Source organism: Pseudomonas sp. UC 17F4 (genome assembly GCF_900101695.1).
Lineage (GTDB): Bacteria > Pseudomonadota > Gammaproteobacteria > Pseudomonadales > Pseudomonadaceae > Aquipseudomonas.
This window is the reverse complement of record NZ_FNKV01000002.1, coordinates 164,174-184,389: the sequence shown is the minus strand read 5'-3', so window position 1 is coordinate 184,389 and position 20,216 is coordinate 164,174. Positions and strand designations below refer to the sequence as shown.

Below are 20,216 nucleotides of genomic sequence, written 5' to 3'. Positions count from 1 at the left end.
CCTCCTGCATGTAAGTTTCCAGGCCGCGCATGACGTCAACGGTCTGGGTCACCACTTCGGTGGCCTTGCGCGCACAGGCGTCGGTTTCCAGCGAGGTGGTGTAGGCAATGTCGGCGGCCTGGGCCACGGCCGTTTCCTGGTTGACCTGATCGGTGATCACGGTGGCGAACTTGACCACTTTGTAGAGCACGTCGTGGGCATCGATGATCGGGTTGTAAGACGCCTCCAGCCACACCACGCGGCCATGGGCATCAATGCGCTTGAAGCGTTCGGCGACGAACTCACCACGGCGCAGCTTGTCCCAGAACGCGTGATAGCCCACCGAGTTGTACTCTTCCGGCTCGCAGAACAGACGGTGATGCTTGCCCACCACCTGGTCGAGCTTGTAGCCCATGGTCTGCAGGAAGCGCTCGTTGGCGGCCAGCACCTCACCGTTGAGGTTGAACTCGATCACCGCCGTGGAGCGCATCAGCGCCTTGATCAGGCTCTCGTGCTCGCGGGAGGTTTCAATGGTGCGGGTCAGGTCGCTGGAGTGCAGGGTGAAATACTTGATGCGCCCTTCGCTGTTTTTCACCGGCTGCAGGATCGAGCGCAGCCAGGCCTCTTCGCCATTGCCCCGCAGCAGGCGGAAAGCACCATTGAGATGCTCGCTACGGGCAATGGCGTGCTTCATGCGCTGGTAAAAGTCGAGTTGCTTGACGTGCGCCGGGACGATTTCCTCGATGTTGCGGCCAATCAGTTGATGGCTGCTGTAGAGCATCTCTTTTTCGAAATTGCTGTTGACCGATTCGATGCGCCCCTGCGGATCGAGCTGCAGCACCAGCATCTCACTGTCGAGGCTGCACTTTACTTGCTCCACTGATTGCAGTTCTTCGCGCAGCCGGAGGATTTCTTGCTTGAGTTTGCTGTTGAACATGACGCTCTCCCGGAGCGAAATCAGTCATTCGAATGCTTCTGCATCGGCTGGCGGACCTGCAATCTTGAGTCACTTGCTGGGAAATATTTGCGCACCTGTAATCGCCAGTAATCAGGCGTCATCGATCTGTCATTTTGCGGTCATAGAGCGGCAATCGGCACGGTCGAAACTGGCTTCATGAGCACACCGCCCCTGCATGTCACCCTGATCAGCGAAACCTTCCCACCCGAGATCAACGGCGTGGCCAACACCCTTGGCCGCCTCAGCGATGGCTTGCGATCGCGCGGCCATCGGGTCGAGTTGGTGCGCCCGCGGCAAGCGGCCGAACTGCCCTCGGCCAGCGACGACAACCTGCTGCTGTGCCGCGGCTGGCCGTTGCCGGGGTACCCGGGTTTGCAATGGGGCCAGGTGTCGATGCACAAGCTGCTGCGCCGCTGGCGCCGGCAGCGCCCGGACGTACTGTACATCGCCACCGAAGGCCCGCTGGGCCTGAGCGCTCTGCGCGCGGCGCGGCGCCTGGGGATCGCCGTGGTCAGCGGTTTTCACACCAATTTCCAGCAGTACTCCAGCGAATACGGCCTGGGCCTGCTGGCGCGCCTGCTGACCCACTACCTACGCTGGTTCCACCGGCGCACCCACAGCACCCTGGTGCCCAGCCCAAGCCAGCGCCTGGAGCTGGAACGGCGCGGCTTCGACAACCTCAGCCTGATGGCCCGGGGAGTCGATAGCCAGTTGTTCAACCCGGCGCGGCGCAGCCAGGCGCTGCGTGAGCAATGGGGGGTGGGCGCCGATGATATTGCCCTGTTGCATGTCGGACGCCTGGCCGCCGAGAAGAACCTAGGTTTGCTGCAACCTTGCCTGGACGCCCTGCAACAGCAGTATCCGCAACGGCGCATCAAATTGATCGTGGTCGGTGACGGGCCGCAACGCAGCGTGCTCGAACAACGCCTGCCGGGCGCAATATTCTGCGGCGCCCAGCGCGGCGAAAGCCTGGCTGAACACTATGCATCAGGGGATATTTTTGTGTTTCCCAGCCTGACCGAAACCTTCGGCAACGTCGTGCTAGAAGCCTTGGCCTCAGGCCTGGGTGTGGTTGCCTACGATCAAGCCGCGGCAGCCCAGCACATTCGCCACGGGCATAGCGGTGCGCTGGCCATGCCGGGGGATGCAGCAGCCTTTATCGATGCCGCCTGCTGGTTGCTGGAAGAGCCGGAAACTCTGCGCCGGGTGCGCCTCAATGCCCGCCAGCACGCCAGCCGCCAAGGCTGGCCGGCGATTGTCGAACAGTTCGAAGCGCACCTGCAGGCAGCCTGTCGCCAGGACCAGGGCAGCATTGCGCGCCCAGGCCCGGCGACACTTGCGATCAAACCAGGGTCGTCAACGCCTCACGGCTGAACGGCAGGATGTCTTGCTCGCGGCCATCGCGCACCTTGGCGGCCCACTCCGGGTCGACCAGCAGCGCCCGGCCCACCGCCACCAGGTCGAACTCATCGTTGTTCAGGCGCTTGAGCAGGTTCTCTAGGCTGGCCGGTTGCGCCACCTTGTCGGTCGCCACCATGAACTGCAGGAACTCGCCATCCAGGCCAACGCTGCCGACGGTGATGGTCGGCTTGCCGGTGAGCTGGCGGGTCCAGCCGGCCAGGTTGAGGTCCGAACCTTCGAACTCCGGCTCCCAGAAGCGCCGGGTCGAGCAGTGGAAGATATCCACACCGGCGTCTACCAATGGCTGCAGGAAGGCGCCGAGGGCCTCGGCGCTCTGTACCAGGCGGGCGCTGTAGTCCTGCTGCTTCCACTGCGAAAAGCGGAAAATGATCGGGAATTCCGGGCCCACCGCCGCACGCACCGCCTGGATCAGTTCGATGGCAAAACGCGAACGGCCGGCCAGGTCGCCGCCGTACTCATCCGTGCGCTGGTTGCTGGCCTCCCAGAAGAACTGGTCAATCAGGTAGCCGTGGGCACCGTGGATCTCGACGCCATCCATGCCGATGGCCTGGGCATCGCGAGCGGCCTGGGCAAACGCCTCGATCACTTCGCGGATATCGGCCTTGCTCATGCCGTGCACCACAACCTGGCCATCCTTGAACTTTTCGCTCGGGCCGTAACCCGGCACGCTGGCGTCCGGCTCGGTGCCCAGGCGGCGCACGCTGCCCACGTGCCAGAGCTGCGGCACGATGCGCCCGCCTTCGGCGTGCACGGCATCGACGACATTCTTCCAGCCAGCCAGGGCGTCGTCGCCGTAAAAACGCGGCACATTCGGGTAGCCGTTGGCAGCCTGGTGACCGACGGTGGTGCCTTCGGTGATGATCAGCCCAACGCCGGCAGCGGCGCGGCGGCGGTAGTACTCGACCACTTGTGCGTGGGGCACGCCGCCAGGGCAGAAGGTGCGGGTCATCGGTGCCATGACCACGCGGCTTGGCAGCTCGAGGGCGCCCAATTGGAAGGGTGTGAACAGTGCGGTGGCGGACATGCGGCGCTCCTGGGAAGAGGGAATGCGCCTGAGGATAGGGTGAGCCGTTCGGGTGGCCCAGTACTATTGATCTGGGTGATTAAACAGCATCGCGGGGCTAGCCCCGCGATCAACCGATCAGGCCAAGGCCTTCTCGATCGCCTGCACCACCGCCGGATCATCCGGCGCGGTACGCGGCGAGAAGCGCGCCAATACCCGGCCGTCCTTGCCAACCAGAAACTTCTCGAAGTTCCAGGTGATATCGCCAGGGAACTCGGCACCTTCACCGGCCAGCAAACGGTACAACTGATGGCGGTCATGACCATTGACCTCCAGCTTGCTGCCCAACGGAAAGGTCACGCCGTAGTTCAGGCTGCAGAACTTCTGGATTTCTTCTTCAGTGCCCGGCTCCTGCCCGGCAAACTGGTTGCACGGCAGGCCCAGTACGCTGAAACCTTTGCCCTTGTACTGCTGATAGAGGTTTTCCAGCGCCGCGTACTGCGGGGTCAGGCCACACTTGGAGGCGACATTGACCACCAGCACCACCTGGCCCTTGAACGGCGCCAGAGGCAACTCCTGGCCATCCAGTGCCTGCAACTTCAGGTCGTGAAATGCACTCATGACGTACTCCCCTTTCCAGATCCCGGTTGTCGCTGCGGGCTGCAATCAATAAAACCAGCCCATTAAAAAGGCGCCCTGCCAAGCCGTCTTCCCCTGCTGGAGTGCGACGGACTTGCCCGGGCGCCTTCGCGACTCTCTGAGCTTAGCGCAGAAAATCAGTGGTGATGGCCACCTTCGCCATGGATGTGGCGATGAGCGATTTCTTCTTCGCTGGCATCACGAACATCGACGACCTTGACCTTGAAGTTCAGGCGCTGGCCAGCCAGTGGGTGGTTGCCATCAACGGTGACGTCGTCGCCGTCCAGGTCGCGAATGGTGACGATCTGCATCTGGCCATCCGGCGCCGAAGCGTGGAACTGCATGCCCACTTCCAGCTCGTCGACACCTTCGAACATGCTGCGGTTCAGGGTGCTGACCAGCTCGGCCAGGTATTCGCCGTAGGCGTCTTCCGGCTCGACGGCAACGTCCAGCTCGTCACCGGTGGTTTTGCCTTCCAGGGCTTTTTCCAGGCCCGGGATGATGTTGCCTGCGCCATGCAGGTAGACCAGCGGAGCGCCGCCGGCGGAGCTGTCGATGACCTCACCAGCGTCGTTGGTGAGGGTATAGTCGATGGAGACAGCCTTGTTGGCGGCGATCAGCATGGGGCGAGACCTTTTGCATAAGAATGTAGAACGAACAAGTGTAACCAAGGCATCGCCTGAAAGCGAACGCAACCCGGACAAACGGGTTGCCGGATACTTCAGCCAGGTGCTGGGTTTCCATCAGGACGAGGACGGCCACTGGGTGGTCGAGCTGTCGTGCGGACACACCCAGCACCTGCGCCATCAGCCGCCCTGGCAATCACGCAGCTGGGTGCTCGACCCCGAGCAACGCCAGCAACGCATCGGCCAGGCATTTGCCTGTGGCTGGTGCGCTCAGGGGGCCGATAGCGCTACCCTTGGCAATTGATTCTTTGCACAGCTCATTTCGAGAAGCTCGCATGCAGACATTTTTTATCGCGCCGACCGACTTTGGGGTCGGCCTGACTTCGATCAGCCTGGGCCTGGTGCGCACCCTGGAGCGCGCCGGCCTCAAGGTCGGCTTCTTCAAGCCGATCGCCCAGCCGCACCCGGGCGATACCGGCCCGGAACGCTCCACCGAACTGGTTGCCCGCACCCATGGCCTGAAGCCGCCCCAGCCGCTGAGCCTGGCCCATGTCGAGCGCATGCTCGGCGATGGCCAGCTGGATGAACTGCTCGAGGAGATCATCACCCTGTACCAGCAGGCCTGCGTCGGCAAGGACGTGGTAGTGGTCGAAGGCATGGTCCCGACCCGCCACGCCAGCTACGCCGCGCGGGTCAACCTGCACCTGGCCAAGAGCCTGGATGCCGAGGTGATCCTGGTCTCGGCGCCGGAAAACGAAGTGCTCACCGAGCTGTCCGGGCGCGTCGAGCTGCAGGCCCAGTTGTTCGGCGGCCCGCGCGACCCGAAAGTGCTTGGGGTGATCCTCAACAAGGTGCGCACCGACGAAGACATGAACGCCTTCGCCGCGCGCCTGACCGAGCATTCGCCGCTGCTGCGTGGCGGCGACTTCCGCCTGCTCGGCTGCATCCCGTTCCAGGCCGGCCTCAACGACCCGCGCACCCGCGACGTCGCCGAGCTGCTCGGTGCCCAGGTGCTCAACGCCGGTGACTACGAAACCCGGCGCATGAACAAGATCATCATCTGTGCCCGGACCGTGGCCAACACCGTGCCGCTGCTCAAGCCCGGCACCCTGGTGGTGACCCCGGGTGATCGCGACGACATCATCCTCGCCGTGAGCCTGGCGGCGATCAACGGCGTACCGCTGGCCGGCCTGCTGCTGACCAGCGACAGCAAGCCCGACCCGCGCATCCTCGAACTGTGCCAGGGCGCGCTGCTGGCCGGCTTGCCGATCCTCTCGGTGAGCACCGGCTCCTACGACACCGCCAACCAGCTCAATGGCCTGAACAAGGAAATCCCGGTGGATGACCGTGAGCGCGCCGAGCTGATCACCGATTTCGTCGCCAGCTACCTGGACGCCGACTGGCTGCACCAGCGCTGCGGCACCCCGCGCGAACTGCGCCTGTCACCAGCGGTGTTTCGCTACCAGTTGATCCAGCGCGCCCAGCAGGCCAACAAACGCATCGTCCTGCCCGAAGGCGCAGAACCGATGACCGTGCAGGCCGCCGCCATCTGCCAGGCTCGCGGCATCGCCCGCTGCGTGTTACTGGCCAAGCCCGACGACGTCCAGGCCGTGGCCCGCGCCCAGGGCATCACCTTGCCCGAGGGCCTGGAGATTCTTGACCCGGACCTGATCCGCGAGCGCTACGTCGAGCCAATGGTCAGCCTGCGCAAGAGCAAAAGCCTCAATGCACCGATGGCCGAGCAACAACTGGAAGACCCGGTGGTGATCGGCACCATGATGCTCGCCCTGGACGAGGTCGACGGCCTGGTCTCGGGCCTGGTGCACTCCACCGCCAACACCATCCGCCCGGCCCTGCAACTGATCAAGACCGCCCCCGGCTGCAGCCTGGTGTCATCGGTGTTCTTCATGCTTTTTCCCGAGCAGGTGCTGGTGTACGGCGACTGCGTGATGAACCCGCACCCGACGGCCAATGAACTGGCGGAAATCGCCCTGCAGAGCGCCGATTCCGCCGCAGCCTTCGGCATTGCCCCGCGGGTGGCGATGATCAGCTACTCCAGCGGTGATTCGGCCACTGGCGAAGAGGTCGAGAAGGTCCGCGAAGCCACCCTGCTGGCCCAGGAAACCCAGCGCGGCCTGCTGATCGACGGCCCGTTGCAATACGATGCCGCCGCCAACCTGGAGATCGCCCGGCAACTGGCGCCCAACAGCCAGGTGGCTGGCCGCGCCACGGTATTCGTGTTCCCCGACCTGAACACCGGCAACACCACCCACAAGGCCGTCCAGCGCAGCGCCGATTGCGTCAGCCTGGGGCCGATGCTGCAAGGCCTGCGCAAGCCGGTCAACGACCTGCCGCGCGGCGCCCAGGTCGACGACATCGTCTACACCATCGCCCTGACCGCCATTCAGGCCAACCGCTCACTGGATAGTTGAACATGCTCGGATTGCTACCCGCGCCACTGCGCGGGGTTATCGCCTCGCTGCTGCTGGGGCTCAACACCATCGTCTGCTGCACCCCGCTGTTCATCGTCAGCCTGTTCAAGCTGTTGCTGCCGTTCGCCGCGGCGCAGCGCCTCACCGATGAACTGATGCGCCACATTCACGAGGCCTGGATCAGCAACAACAATGCCTGGATCAACCTGCTGGGCAAGGCCCGCTGGCAGGTCGAGGGCCTGGCCGGGCTGGATTACCAGCACAGCTACCTGGTCACCAGTAACCACCAGAGCTGGGTCGATATCCTGGTGCTGCAATACGTGCTCAATCGGCGTATCCGCCCGCTGAAGTTCTTCCTCAAGCAGGTGCTGATCTGGGTGCCGGTGATTGGCCTGGCCTGGTGGGCGCTGGGCTTCCCGTTCATGAAGCGCTATTCCAAGGCGTACCTGGCCAAGCACCCGGAAAAGGCCGGCAAGGACCTGGAAACCACTCGCCGCACCTGCGCCAAATTCCGCGGCAAGCCGACGGCGATCTTCAACTTCGCCGAAGGCACGCGCTTCACCGCAGCCAAGCATCGCCAGCAGCAGTCGCCGTTCAAACACCTGCTCAAGCCCAAGGCCGGCGGCATTGCCTTTGTGCTTGATGCCATGGGCGAGCAATTGCAGTCGATCGTCAATGTCACCATTCATTATCCGAACGGTGCGCCAGGGTTCTGGGACTTGTTGTGCGGGCGGGTCAGGCACATCGTCGTGCACTTCGAGGAGCTGGCGATTCCGGCCGAGTTCCTGGGCAGGAACTACGACCAGGATGAAACCTACCGCCTGGCTTTCCAGCAATGGATCAACCAGCTGTGGAGCGACAAGGACGCCTTGCTGGAACGGCTGCGACAAAACGCCGACGGGTAATTTGCCAGACAGCATCTATGCTCACTTCCTACGATGATTTCACTAGCAATCACAAGGAACGTAAGCCTATGAAACCGCTGCGCCGCTTCGCCCATGCTGTTGCTGTCATTTCGCTTCTGTCTGCAGCCAGTTTCACGGTGCAGGCAGAAGACATCTTGATCGACGCTGTCGCTACACAAGATATGGTGGATACCAAAGTCCTTGCCATCGACCAGGACAAGCGCATTGTTACGGTGGCTGGCCCTAAGGACTCCGAGGTGCCGATCCAGCTGAGCGAACAGGCCAAGGACCTGCATAACCTCAAGGTCGGCGACCTGGTCAACATCACCGTCAACCGCTCGGTTGCTACCGTGCTGGAAACCGACCTTAGCAAAGCCCCGGGCATCAGCAAGGACGCTGGCGTCATCCGTGCCACCAAGGACAACCCCAACCCGGGTGGTGAGGCATTCCGGCAGATCAAGGTCACCTCGAAGATCACCAAGATTGATCTGAAAACCCACGAAGTCACGCTGATGCCGCCTGAAGGCCCGCAAAGGGTCGTGAAAGTCGAAGACCCTGAACTTCAGGAGCGCATGAAGAATCTCAAGGTCGGCCAGTCTGTGGTCATCGTGTTTACCGATGTGCTGAAAGTCACCACCAAAAGCCCAAGCTGAGAAATTCGCAGGCACAAAAAAGGGGAGCCAGGCTCCCCTTCTTCACATCTTGCGACTTACTGATACTGCTGCCCGGGAATCGGCTTGAGGTTGACCTCTACCCGACGGTTCTGCGCGCGGCCGTTGGCGTCGGCGTTGCTGGCGATCGGCTGGTCCGGGCCCAGGCCGCGGGCGCTGACGCGGCTGCCATCGACGCCCTGGGAAGTCAGGTAGGTAACCACCGATTGTGCACGACGCTGGGACAGGTCCATGTTGTGCTGGCGGCTGCCGGTGCTGTCGGTGTAGCCGACCACTTCAATGGTGTTCTGGTTGAACTGCTTGAAGGAGTTTGCCAGGTTGTTCAGCGGCGAGTAGAAGCTCGGCGCGATGTTGGCCGAGTCGGTGGCAAAGGTGATGTTACCCGGCATGATCAGTTTGATCTGGTCGCCCTGGCGCTGCACCTCGACACCGGTGTTGGCCATGCTTGCACGCAATTCGGCTTCCTGTTTGTCGGCGTAGTAGCCATAACCTGCTGCGGCAGCACCGACGGCGGCAGCGCCGATCAGCGCACCCTTGCCGCGGTTGTTATGGTCGATGGCGGCGCCCGCGATGGCACCGGCCAGCGCACCCAGGCCGCCATACTTGGCGGTTTTGCTCATCCCTGTGGAACCCTGCTGCGCCTGACCCTGGCTGTCATACGGGTTGGGGCTGGCGCACCCGGACATCAGCGCGGCAGCGGTAGCGACGATAATCAAACGACGCATGGTGAACATGGACAAGCTCCTACTGTAATTCGAAAGTGCAGCGGATCTGATTCGGATCTATGCCAGCCTTGGATTGCAGCAAAGCAGAAAAATTCCCTGGAATCTCAGGCGCGCACAAACGGGTTCTGGCGCATCTCATCCCCCAGGCGGGTGTCCGGGCCATGGCCGGTGACCACCGTAGCCTCTTCATCCAGGCTGTACAGGCGCTGCTTGATGGAACGAACGATAGTCGCCTGATCGCCACCCCACAAATCGGTGCGACCAATCCCACGACGAAAAAGCGTATCGCCTGCAATCAACAGCTTGGCCTCGGCGAACCAGAAGCTCATCGAGCCCGGTGTGTGCCCCGGCGTGTGCAAGGCCACGCCACAGCCGCAGGCCAGCTCTTCGTCGTCGGCCAGCCAGCGGTCCGGCGGCGGAACCGGGGTGTAGGGCACGCCGAACATCTGGCACTGCATTTCCAGGTTGTCCCAGAGGAACTGGTCGTCCTTGTGCAGGTGCAAGGTGGCGCCGGTCATCTCCTTCAACTGCCCGGAGGCGAGGAAGTGATCCAGGTGCGCGTGGGTATGGATGATGCTCACCACCTTGAGGCCATGGGCATCAAGGCGGGCGAGGATCTGCTCAGGGTTGCCGCCCGGGTCGACGACGATGGCCTTTTTGCTGATCGGGTCGCCGATGATCGTGCAATTGCACTGCAGCGGGCCGACGGGGAAGGTTTCGCGGATTAGCTGGGGTTGAGCAACGTGCATGGGGTTACCGGAAAATAGTGGGGGCACTGAAGCGATGCCACTTCTTAACCTCATTTCTGCCTGTTGGCCAGCCCCGGCCATCGACCTGGCAGACGCACAGGTGCCTTGCAGTTCACCAGACATTGATCTTGCACAAAGCAATCTCTGAATAGCCACCTAGACTTGCCGGGGTCAACCTGCCTGCGCGCGTCAGCGCAAAGTGCAGCATTACAACAAAAAAAGGAAGAATCAGGATGTTCACTCCCTCACTCAAGGTACTGGTTTGTGCGCTGACCCTTTCGGCCGCTGGCTGGGCCCAGGCCGCTGACCCGATTACCATCAAGTTTTCCCATGTTGTTGCCGACTCAACGCCCAAGGGCCAGGGCGCAATCATGTTCAAGAAGCTGGTGGAAGAGCGCCTGCCAGGCAAGGTCAAGGTCGATGTCTACCCCAACTCGTCGCTGTTCGGTGATGGCAAGGAAATGGAGGCACTGCTGCTGGGCGATGTACAGATCATTGCGCCGTCGCTGGCCAAATTCGAGCAGTACACCAAGAAGGTTCAACTGTTTGACCTGCCCTTCCTGTTCAACGACATCCACGCCGTGGACCGCTTTCAGATGAGCCCCGCCGGCCAGGGCCTGCTCAAGTCCATGGAGGACAAGAACATCACCGGCCTGGCTTATTGGCACAACGGTATGAAGCAATTGTCGGCCAACAAGGCCTTGCACGTTCCCGCAGATGCCCGCGGTCTGAAATTCCGCGTGCAGGCTTCGGCAGTGCTGGAAGAACAGTTCAAGGCGGTGCGTGCCAACCCGCGCAAAATGAGTTTTGCCGAGGTCTACCAGGGCTTGCAGACCGGTGTGGTCAATGGTGCGGAAAACCCCTACTCGAACATCTACAGCCAGAAAATGCACGAAGTGCAAAAGTACATCACCGAGTCCAATCATGGCGTGCTCGACTACATGCTGATCACCAACACCAAGTTCTGGAACGGCCTGCCAGCCGATTTGAAGCCAGAGCTTGAGAAAATCATCAGCGAAGTCACCCAGCACGTGAACAAAGAAGCCGAGGCGCTCAACCAGGGAGACAAGGAACGCATCATTGCGGCCAAGACCACCGAGATCATTACGCTCACGCCTGAGCAACGCGAGCAATGGCGAACGGCGATGAAGCCGGTGTGGAAAAAATTCGAAGGTGAAATCGGTGCCGAGCTGATCCAGGCAGCCGAGGCGGCCAACCAGGTGCAGTAAGCCCGCAGACAGTTGCCGCCGCCACGGCGGCAGCTGTGTCCGCTACACATCGGAGAATACGCATGAATGCCTTACGGCGTATCTGGGAGCATTTCGAGGAGGGCTTTATCGTCTTCCTCCTGGCCGCCATGACCTTGGTGACCTTCGTCTACGTCATCCTCAACAACCTCTACACCCTGTTCTACAGCCTTGCCGAGCGCTGGCCCGGTGCGGCCGACCTGTTCAACGGCATAGGCGACCATGTGATGGACGCCGCCCAGTCGATGACCTGGAGCAATGCCCTGACCAAGGCGCTGTTCGGCTGGCTGATTTTTTTCGGCCTGTCCTATGGCGTTCGCGTGGCCGGGCACATTGGTGTCGACGCCTTGGTAAAACTGGCCAGCAAGCCGGTTCAACGGCTACTCGGCATGCTTGCCTGTCTGTGCTGCCTCGGTTATGCCGGCTTGCTGAGCATCGCCAGTTTCGAGTGGATTCAAACCCTGTTCAATGCCGGTATTGGCGCCGAGGACCTGGGTCACTTCGGCATCATGCAGTGGCAAGTTGGCCTGATCGTACCGGTGGGCTTTGCCCTGGTGTTCATCCGTTTCACCGAAATCCTGGTACGAATACTCCAGCACCGCCAGACCGGTTTGGGGTTGGCCGACGAAGCGGCGGATGCGCTGAAACTGGCCGAGCATGAGGACGACAAGCGATGACCATCCTCTTTCTCTTCGTCACCCTCTTCGCCCTGATGTTCATCGGCGTCCCCATTGCCATTTCCCTGGGGCTCTCCGGCTCGCTGACTATCATGCTGTTCAGCCAGGACTCGGTTCGCTCGCTGGCGATCAAGTTGTTCGAGACCTCGGAACACTACACCTTGCTGGCAATTCCGTTCTTTCTCCTGGCCGGGGCGTTCATGACCACCGGTGGCGTGGCTCGGCGCCTGATTGACTTTGCCAATACCTGTGTCGGACACATTCGCGGAGGTCTGGCGATTGCCGCCGTATTGGCCTGCGTACTGTTCGCCGCACTGTCAGGTTCTAGCCCGGCAACCGTGGCTGCGGTCGGCTCGATTGCGATTGCCGGGATGGTTCGGTCCGGTTATCCACAAGCCTTCGGCGCCGGCATCATCTGCAACGCCGGCACCCTGGGTATCCTCATCCCACCGTCGATCGTGATGGTGGTGTATGCCGCCGCCACCGAAACCTCGGTAGGCAAACTGTTCATGGCCGGCGTAGTACCAGGCTTGATGCTGGGCTTGATCCTGATGATCGCCATCTACATCGTGGCGGTGAAAAAGAACCTGCCAGCCCTGCCCCGTGCCACTTTCAGGGAATGGCTCAGTGCCGCCCGCAAGGCCGTCTGGGGTCTGTTGCTGATGGTGATCATCCTCGGCGGCATCTACAGCGGTATGTTCACCCCGACTGAGGCGGCGGCGGTCGCTGCGGTGTACTCGGCCTTCATCGCCTTGTTCGTGTACCGTGACATGTCGTTCAAGGAAGCGCCCAAGGTGCTGCTGGAGTCGGCAAAACTGAGCATCATGCTGATGTTCATCATTGCCAACGCGATGCTCTTCGCCCACGTCCTGACCACCGAACAGCTACCGCAACAAATCACCACCTGGGTAATCGAAGCCGGGCTGACGCCGGTGACGTTCTTGCTGGTGGTGAACATCGTGCTGCTGGTGGCCGGTGCCTTCATGGAGCCATCGGCGATCATCCTGATCCTGGCCCCGATCCTGTTCCCGATCGCTATGAAACTGGGCATCGACCCGATTCACCTGGGCATCATCATGGTGGTCAATCTGGAGATCGGCTTGATCACCCCGCCGGTCGGCCTGAACCTGTTCGTCACCTCGGCGGTAACCGGAATGCCGCTGACGGCAACCGTGCGCGCGGCAATGCCTTGGCTGACGTTATTGGTCGGCTTCCTGATTCTGGTCACCTATGTGCCCTGGATCTCGCTGGTGCTTCCTGATCTGCTTGGTATGTGAGCATCAGGGCTGTGACCGCCAAATGGCGGTCGCAGCTCATTGCCTCAGGTTTGCCCAGGCACTGTTGATCAAGGCAGGTAAAGCCTGAACAGCCCGCCGCCCAGGACCCCGCCGTTGGCAATCTCGATCCGCCCTTTGACCCCGTTGCGCTCATGCAGGCCGGCAATCCGTGCGGCAAAGTACAAACCCAGGCCGGTGCTGCCGCTCTGGCCATCGATACCCTGCACATATTCCTGCTGGCGCTCGAGCATGCGCGCCGGGAAGCCCGGGCCGTCATCGTTGATGCTCAGTACCAGTTGCTCGCCCTCGTCATTGACGCTGATCAGCAAGGTATGGCCAGCGTAGCGAATGGCGTTGTTGAGGATGTTGGCGACCACCGAACCGACCAGTTCACGGTCGAAAAAGCCCAGCGGGCTGGCGGTTTCGATGCGCCAGCTGGCGAGGATGTCGCGATGCTGCAGCAGGTTCTGCTGGGCCGCCAGCTGGGCTTCGATGAAGTCGTCGAGCTCGTGGTAGTCGGGGCACATGGGCAATTGGTTGACGCCCAGTTTGTACAGCCCCAGCAACTGCACCAGCATGCCGTTGAGGTGGCTGAACTCATGCTCCATCACCCCTTGCTCGCTGCCGCTGCGCAGCGCCTCGGGCAGGCGCGCCAGCCACTGGCTGTGGGCCTGGGTCAAGGCGGCGAGGGAGTTTTTCATGTCGTGCACGGTGGAGGCGATCACCGTCGAGAAATCCAGCCCCTGGTTGTCCTGGTTCATGCGCCGAAAGCCCGGATGTGCAGTTTGCGGTAGCGATCGTAACGGTTATCGCTTTTCGGGATGCCGGTGACGCTGCCCAGGCACGCGCGGCATTCGTCCATGATCGCCGGCGGCGGTGTCTCGCCACCGATGCGCAACAGCGCCTGGGCGGTGTTGAGGGCGATACTGATGTTCTTCGGCTGCAGCGTCAGTGCCCGGCGGAACTGCGCCAGGGCTTCGCTGAGCTGGCCGGCCTGGTAGCTGCGCACGCCCTGGCGGTTGAGGTCGACCGCTTCGGTCACCGCGCCGAGCACGCTCGGGTCATCGGTCAGTTGCGCCACGCTCTGCATGACTTTAGGGTCGTCACCGTAGGTTTCCACGCAGCCCTTGAGAATCGCGGTACCGGCAGATTCCTGGCCGAGTTTCTGCAATTGCGTAGCCACCACCAGCGCCGCCTCGACCGAGAAAAACTGGTCCATCTTCTCCAGCCGGGCCATGGCCTGCTCGGTCAGCTTGGCGGCGGTTTCGGCGTCGCCGGCCTGCTGCAGGCTGGCGGCTTTCATCAGCCGCGCACGCACCTGCAGGCCCTGGTCTTCGACGTTCTCCTTGGCCACTTCGCTGAGCACCGTGTTGATCTCGACCCGGGTGCGCGCATCCAGGCCGTTGCCGGCGTTCTTGTTCATCAATGCCTGGACCAGCCCGAGGTTGCTTTCCGGGTCTTTGTAGCGCGAGCTCTGGCCCTGGTTGACCGCATGCCGGTAGGCCTTGGACGAAGTGTCGTAGTCATCGTTGCTCAGGGCCAGCTTGCCCAGCATCATCTGCCGGCGCACAGCCAAGGGCGAGAGGCGCACGGCCTCTTCCAGCACACCCTGGGCACGCTTGCTTTCGCCCTGGGCCACCAGCACTTCGGCCAGGCCGTCGTACAGGCCGGGCATCATCGGGAAGGCCTTGAGCGCCTGCTCGTACACACCCTGGGCCTGGGCCAGCTGGTTGCGCTTGTACAGCAGGCCGCCAAGGGCGGCATAGGCCCAGGGCGTGGCCCGGCTGGCGATGATGGTGGTGAGGAATTTTTCCAGCTCATCGAAGCGGTTCAGGTCGCGCAGAGCATCGGCGCGGTAGCGCAGGCACAGCGGGGCGAAGCGCGGGTCCTTCTTGCACAGCTCGGCGCAGGCCGCCAGCACCTCGGCCGGGCGGCCGCGGTCCAGGGCCTGGAGGATCGGCTTGAGCAGGGTCTTGCGCTGCACCAGTTTTTCCAGGCGCTGGGCCAGGCCGATGCGGTTGAACGGCTTGGTCAGGTAAGCGTCGGGCTCATGCTCCAGGGCACTGAGGACAATCGCCTGGCTGCTTTCGGCGGTGACCATGAGGAACACGCACTCATGGCTGATCAGCTTGTCGAGGATCAGGTCTTCGAGCACCTGCTGGCCATTCTTCTTGCCATCACCCAGGTGGAAATCCTGAAGAATGAAGTCATAGCGTTTTTGCGCACACATGCGCAGCGCCTGTTCGCCGCTGTCGGCGGTATCGACATCACGCACGCCAAGCTCGCGCAGCATCGAGCGGGCCGAACTGCGAAAATCGGAGAAATCATCGACGATCAGAAAGCTTTTTTGGCTGTAGACCTGCATCCACGAAACCTGTCATGGCAAATAAAAAAATAGACGCAGAGACACCTTCACGGACAGGCTCGGCTTCGCGGGTAGATTCGCTGCGGCGCTTAATCGGGCCGCACTCGCAGAGTATCGGCCACACAGGGCGATAGCTTGAGGCGTACAGAGCGCATATTTGCTGGACGCAAGTACCAGCAACGGAACAAATAATGGCATTGCGCCATCATCGAGGATGTTCACCGCCGAGTCAAAACTAGTGCAGCATGCCTAATGCCTTGGCCCGGGCCACCGCCTGGGTGCGTCGCTCGACACCGAGCTTGCTGTTGATATGGCTGGCGTGGGTTTTCACCGTGTGCAGGGAGATGAACAGGCGCTCGCTGATTTCCTGGTTCGAGCAGCCCTGGGCGATCAGTTCGAGCACAGCCATTTCCCGGGCGCTCAAGGCCTCGCCGCTACCGCCCGCTTCAGTCGATTCAAGCGCGGGCAACAGCGCCAGCAAGCTGCTTTGCGCAGGCCCCTGGGGTTGCAGCAGCAACTGCTCGCGCAGCCATTGCGGGTGATCCTGCAACAGCCGCTGGAACGGCTGCAGGACGCCGCCGCGCGCGGAATCGAGCGCCAGCGCCAGCAGGCCGCGCGCCTGGGCTTCGTTGTTGTTGGCCAGCAGCAGCAACGTCCACTGGCACAGCGCAGTAACGCAAAGCATCTGCCCGCCACTGGCCTGGCCGCGCTCCACCAGTGCCTGCAAGCGCCTTCCGGCCTGTTCCAGGCGGCCCTGGGTGCGTTCGAGCAAGGCCTGCTGCAATTCGATATGCAGCGGCAGCAACGGGTGGAACTCCGGGGCGGCCGCCGCCTGCTCGCCCCCGTAGGTCTGGCCCAGGCGCAGCAGCCAGGACTCGGCCAGGTCGGTGCGCCCCTGGGCCAGCCACAGCTCGCATTTGACCAGGGTGATCATCGCCAGATAGAAAATCGGCGGCACGTCCCAGATGTGCATCAGCCGTTCGGCTTCAGCGAGCTCGGCAAAGGCTTCGGCAAAGCGCCCTTCACGGCCATCGAGCGAAGCGATCACGCAGTGGCCGATCAGTACGCTGATATCGCGACAGGCGCGCGCCTCGATCAACCCGGCCCGCAGGCGACTGCGGCCGGCCTCCGGTTGCAGCCGGGCCGCCAGCAGGTAGCCTTCATACAGGGTCAGGCGTGCCCGCGCCGCGTACAACCGTTGCGCCGACAAACCCTGCAGGCGCTGCAGGCCCTGGCGCACTTCATCGAGGGCGCGCAACACCTCGCCACGGGCGTGCAGCACCCGTGCCCGGTCGTAATGGGCCAGGGCTTCGAACAACGGGTTGCCGACCCGCTGGGCCAGCTCCAGTGCTTCGCGATTCCAGCCACGGGCACGCCAGAAATCGGCATCGGCGATGGCCAGGTTGGACAACGTCGAGAGGCACACCAGGCGCTGCCCGTAACGCTTGAACGGCAAGCTGTGCAGCGCTTCGGAGCAATATTCGAGGGTACGCTGGCGGTCGCCGCGACCACGGGCGATCACCCCGCTGAGCGCCAGCCACTGAGCGAGCATGGATTTCTGTGCGGTGGCCGAAGGCGCCGGCAAGAAGCGGCTCAGGTGGCTGGCCAGCTCTTCAGCGGCATCCAGCTGCCCGGCCAGGCCCAGGGCCCAGCTGTACAGCACGATCAGCCGCGGTGTGCTGATCAGCAGGCTGTCGGGCAGGTCCATCTTCCAGCGCAGCAGCATGCCGACGTTCTGCTCGGCCAGCAGTTGCTCTTCGGAGAGGTTCTGCACCAGGTTGGCGGCCACGTCCAGGTGGCCGGCGCGCAAGGCCTGCTCAACGGCTTCATCGAGCAGGCCCTGGCCATGGAACCAGCGACAGGCGCGCAAATGCAGGCTCGACAGCGGCAGGCTGGCCTGACGGGTGCGCAGCAGATCGGAGAACAAATGGTGATAGCGAAACCACCGCCCATGTTCGTCCAGCGGCACCAGGAACACCTGGTGGGCCTGCAGGTAACGGAGAATCTCGGCGCTGTCGTGGCTTTCGCGCAGGGCATCGCAAAGCTCGGCGCAAAAGCGCTCCTGGCAGGCGGTGTCGTAGAGAAAGCCTTGCACTTCGGCGGGCAGCATCTCGATGACTTCCTCGAGCAGGTAGTCGCGAATCAGCCCCTCGCCACCGTGCAGGGCCTGGGGCAAGGCGCTGTCGGCACCGGCCTCGTTGGCCGCCAGCAGCCAGAAACGCAAGCCGGCGACCCAGCCATCGCTGCGCTGGATCAGGTTGTCCAGAGCCTGGCCGCGCAACACCGTCGGTTGCTGGCCCAGCACGGCGAGGGACTCATCGGTGGTCAGGCGCAAGTCCTGCTCGTTGAGTTCAAGCAACTGGCGCGACAGACGCAGGCGCGCCAGGTGCCAGTCCGGCCGCTGGCGGCTGGTGACCAGCAACACCAGGCCGGGCGGCAGGTGATTGAGGAAAAACTGCAGGCAGCGGTCAAGCACCGGCCCCTGGGCCAGGTGGTAGTCGTCGAGCACCAGTAGCAAGGGGTTGTGTGGCTGCAGGTGACGGGCCAGTTCATCGAGCAGGCCGTCGAGCCACTCTTCGAAGGCAAACGGCTGGTGCCGCTGGCGCATCTTCAGCAGGCCCAGGGCCTGGCCGCCGAGGGCCGGGCAGTATTGCTGCAAGCCTTCGAGCAGGCGCTCGAGGAAGCGCCCGGGGTCGTTGTCGCGCCGGCTCAAACCCAGCCAGAGGCTGCTCCAGTGGTTGGGCAGGCCCTGGCAGAACTCCACCGCCAACGAACTTTTACCGAAACCCGCCGGTGCATTGACCAGCAGCAAGCGCCCGCCGAGCCCCGCCTGCAAACGCTGACATAAGCGCGCCCGCGGCACATGGCCTTCGGGCAGCGGCGGGCGAAAGAAACGGCCCTCCAGGACGCTCATGGCCTGGCTGGCGAACCCTTGCGTACGGGACAGATCAGTCATGGCCGGCTCGTTTTTAGTTAGGGAATCGTCGGCAGTACGGATCAGCGCAGACTAGCGGGTTAAACAGCACATTTGAAGACAATTGCCGCGCTTTGCGGAAAAAAGACTACAACAAAAAACGACAAGGCTCAGCCGACACGGATGCGCAAACAGAAACGCCCCGGCAAGCCGGGGCGTTCTGGGAGATCACACGGAGGTTTGAAACTTAGCGCACACCTTCCTGGCGAAGCGCTGCAGGCTGGAAGTCAGCCTTGGAGGCAGTGAACCCGAAGTCGTAGGCTCGCTTTTCCTCGTTCTTCATGCCCAGGGCCAGGTAGCGACCGGACTGCAGGTCGTAGATGGCTTCCAGGGTGTACCACGGCACCTGGACGTTGTAGTAGTCCTGGGAGTGGGCTTCGGACACGCGCCACAGCTGGTTGCGACCGTCGTACTGGTCGATCACCGCCGCTTGCCAGGTGTCTTCGTCGATGTAGAAGTCACGCTTGGCGTAGATGTGGCGCTGGCCCGGTTTCAGGGTTGCGACCACATGCCATACCCGGCGCAGTTCGTATCGGGCGAGGTCCTGGTTGATGTGCCCGGCCTTGATGATGTCGGCGTACTTGAGCTTGGGATCGTCAAGCTTGTAGCTGTTGGAGGCAATGAACAGCTCTTTCTTGCCTTCCAGCTTCCAGTCGTAACGGTCCGGCGCGCCGTTGTACATGTCCAGGTTGTCGGAGGTGCGCAGGCCGTCGGCGGCGGTACCCGGGCCGTCGTAGGACACTTGTGGCGCTGCCCGTACCCGGCGCTGGCCGGCGTTGTAGACCCATGCCTTGCGCGGCTCCTTGACCTGGTCGAGGGTCTCGTGCACCAGCAGTACGGTACCGGCCAGGCGCGCTGGCGCCGTCACCTTCTGCTTGAAGTAGAACAGCACGTTGCCCGGGTTGGCCGGATCGTAATCTTTCATCCGGTCGCGGAAGACGAACTGGTCCTGGAAGTACACCAGGCTGAACGAGCCGTTCTGCTGCGGCGTGGCCTGGGTCACCAGGCGAGTCACGCTGCCGCCACGGTAGCGGGTGATGTGGTTCCAGATCACTTCGACGCCGCTTTTCGGAATCGGGAACGGCACGGCGGTGTCGAAGTTTTCCAGACCGTTGCCGCCGCCAACCAGGTTGGTGCTGGTGGCGTTCTTCTTGATCGCCGCGAACACCGCGTCCGGTACGGTAGCGCCCCGGTGGGTCGGGTACACCGGCATCTTGAAGGTGTCCGGATAGCGCTTGAACATGGCGACCTGGCCAGGGGACAGTTTGTCCTTGTACTGGTCGACGTTCTGCGCGGTGATGGTGAACTTCGGTTGTTCGCTGCCATAAGGGTCGGCAAGGAAACCCTTGCTATCGACGCTACCGGCACTTTTGGCAAGCGGCTTCCAGGCCGTGATCGAGCCGTCGGCGTTACCGGCCTTTTCAGCACCCATCGGCGTCAGGCTGGCGCCCAGCTTGGCCGCCTCGTCGGCGGAAACCGCCGCCATGACACTGGTCGCCAACAGGGACAGGCCCAGTACACCGGCTTGCAGCAGAGTCTTGGTTGTTTTCATCTTCATGGTCGTCCT

17 protein-coding genes and 1 pseudogene are annotated in these 20,216 nt (G+C 62.6%); 8 read left to right on the top strand and 10 right to left on the bottom strand.

Annotated elements, in window-relative coordinates:
* Positions 1-190: 190 nt before the first annotated feature.
* Positions 191-826 (bottom strand): annotated as a pseudogene (locus tag BLR26_RS27845) (PAS domain-containing protein); the annotation flags it as partial.
* Between the two features lie 267 nt (positions 827-1,093).
* Here BLR26_RS27845 and BLR26_RS26120 point away from each other — a divergent pair.
* Entirely contained in the window at positions 1,094-2,311 is a 1,218-nt protein-coding gene (locus BLR26_RS26120; RefSeq protein WP_045196066.1) for a glycosyltransferase family 4 protein, read from the top strand.
* Here BLR26_RS26120 and BLR26_RS26115 read toward each other — a convergent pair.
* The 3 genes from BLR26_RS26115 to BLR26_RS26105 all read right to left on the bottom strand — a co-directional run bounded on the left by BLR26_RS26115 (position 2,280) and on the right by BLR26_RS26105 (position 4,624).
* Positions 2,280-3,383: an NADH:flavin oxidoreductase gene (locus BLR26_RS26115; protein ID WP_093387977.1), complete on the bottom strand. Its 1,104-nt coding sequence runs from the start codon at positions 3,381-3,383 to the stop codon at positions 2,280-2,282. The genes BLR26_RS26120 and BLR26_RS26115 overlap by 32 nt on opposite strands.
* A 117-nt stretch (positions 3,384-3,500) precedes the next feature.
* Positions 3,501-3,983, bottom strand: coding sequence for a glutathione peroxidase (locus BLR26_RS26110; RefSeq protein ID WP_045196062.1), 483 nt, complete (start codon positions 3,981-3,983; stop codon positions 3,501-3,503).
* Positions 3,984-4,138: 155 nt separating this feature from the next.
* A complete protein-coding gene (locus tag BLR26_RS26105) occupies positions 4,139-4,624 on the bottom strand; it encodes an FKBP-type peptidyl-prolyl cis-trans isomerase (protein ID WP_045196060.1) in 486 nt (161 codons plus the stop codon).
* Here BLR26_RS26105 and BLR26_RS26100 point away from each other — a divergent pair.
* The 4 genes from BLR26_RS26100 (at position 4,593) to BLR26_RS26085 (ending at position 8,617) form a co-directional block, all read left to right on the top strand.
* A complete protein-coding gene (locus BLR26_RS26100) occupies positions 4,593-4,931 on the top strand; it encodes a DUF3565 domain-containing protein (RefSeq protein WP_082075423.1) in 339 nt (112 codons plus the stop codon). The two genes, BLR26_RS26105 and BLR26_RS26100, sit on opposite strands and share 32 nt — an antisense overlap.
* A 31-nt stretch (positions 4,932-4,962) precedes the next feature.
* The gene (gene pta / locus BLR26_RS26095; protein WP_045196057.1) at positions 4,963-7,059 is read left to right on the top strand and encodes a phosphate acetyltransferase; all 2,097 of its coding nucleotides are present in this window, start codon (positions 4,963-4,965) and stop codon (positions 7,057-7,059) included.
* A 2-nt stretch (positions 7,060-7,061) separates the two neighbouring features.
* A complete protein-coding gene (locus tag BLR26_RS26090; protein WP_045196055.1) occupies positions 7,062-7,964 on the top strand; it encodes an acyltransferase in 903 nt (300 codons plus the stop codon).
* A gap of 68 nt (positions 7,965-8,032) precedes the next feature.
* Positions 8,033-8,617 (top strand): hypothetical protein, encoded by a 585-nt coding sequence (locus BLR26_RS26085; protein WP_093387974.1) that lies wholly within the window; start codon positions 8,033-8,035, stop codon positions 8,615-8,617.
* A gap of 56 nt (positions 8,618-8,673) precedes the next feature.
* Here BLR26_RS26085 and BLR26_RS26080 read toward each other — a convergent pair whose 3' ends face one another.
* Positions 8,674-9,369: a YiaD family glycine zipper/OmpA-like lipoprotein gene (locus tag BLR26_RS26080; protein ID WP_045196051.1), complete on the bottom strand. Its 696-nt coding sequence runs from the start codon at positions 9,367-9,369 to the stop codon at positions 8,674-8,676.
* Positions 9,370-9,464: 95 nt separating this feature from the next.
* Positions 9,465-10,109, bottom strand: coding sequence for an MBL fold metallo-hydrolase (locus BLR26_RS26075; RefSeq protein WP_093387972.1), 645 nt, complete (start codon positions 10,107-10,109; stop codon positions 9,465-9,467).
* 233 nt (positions 10,110-10,342) lie between these two features.
* Between BLR26_RS26075 and dctP the strand changes: the two genes are divergently transcribed.
* The 3 genes from dctP to dctM all read left to right on the top strand — a co-directional run bounded on the left by dctP (position 10,343) and on the right by dctM (position 13,310).
* A complete protein-coding gene (dctP, locus tag BLR26_RS26070; RefSeq protein ID WP_093387969.1) occupies positions 10,343-11,338 on the top strand; it encodes a C4-dicarboxylate TRAP substrate-binding protein DctP in 996 nt (331 codons plus the stop codon).
* 62 nt (positions 11,339-11,400) lie between these two features.
* Positions 11,401-12,033: a TRAP transporter small permease gene (locus tag BLR26_RS26065; protein WP_093387966.1), complete on the top strand. Its 633-nt coding sequence runs from the start codon at positions 11,401-11,403 to the stop codon at positions 12,031-12,033.
* Positions 12,030-13,310: a C4-dicarboxylate TRAP transporter large permease protein DctM gene (gene dctM / locus BLR26_RS26060; protein WP_093387964.1), complete on the top strand. Its 1,281-nt coding sequence runs from the start codon at positions 12,030-12,032 to the stop codon at positions 13,308-13,310. The genes BLR26_RS26065 and dctM overlap by 4 nt, the downstream gene beginning before the upstream one ends.
* Positions 13,311-13,378: 68 nt before the next feature.
* On the opposite strand, the gene BLR26_RS26055 is transcribed toward dctM, so the two are convergent.
* From BLR26_RS26055 to BLR26_RS26040, 4 genes are all read right to left on the bottom strand, one after another.
* The gene (locus BLR26_RS26055) at positions 13,379-14,071 is read right to left on the bottom strand and encodes a sensor histidine kinase (RefSeq protein ID WP_045196047.1); all 693 of its coding nucleotides are present in this window, start codon (positions 14,069-14,071) and stop codon (positions 13,379-13,381) included.
* Complete coding sequence (locus tag BLR26_RS26050) at positions 14,068-15,675, bottom strand: tetratricopeptide repeat-containing response regulator (RefSeq protein ID WP_093387961.1); 1,608 nt, start codon at positions 15,673-15,675, stop codon at positions 14,068-14,070. Before BLR26_RS26050 ends, BLR26_RS26055 begins: the two co-directional genes overlap by 4 nt.
* A gap of 235 nt (positions 15,676-15,910) precedes the next feature.
* Positions 15,911-18,631 (bottom strand): winged helix-turn-helix domain-containing protein, encoded by a 2,721-nt coding sequence (locus BLR26_RS26045; protein ID WP_093387958.1) that lies wholly within the window; start codon positions 18,629-18,631, stop codon positions 15,911-15,913.
* A gap of 205 nt (positions 18,632-18,836) precedes the next feature.
* Complete coding sequence (locus BLR26_RS26040) at positions 18,837-20,201, bottom strand: DUF1329 domain-containing protein (RefSeq protein ID WP_093388214.1); 1,365 nt, start codon at positions 20,199-20,201, stop codon at positions 18,837-18,839.
* Positions 20,202-20,216: the final 15 nt, after the last annotated feature.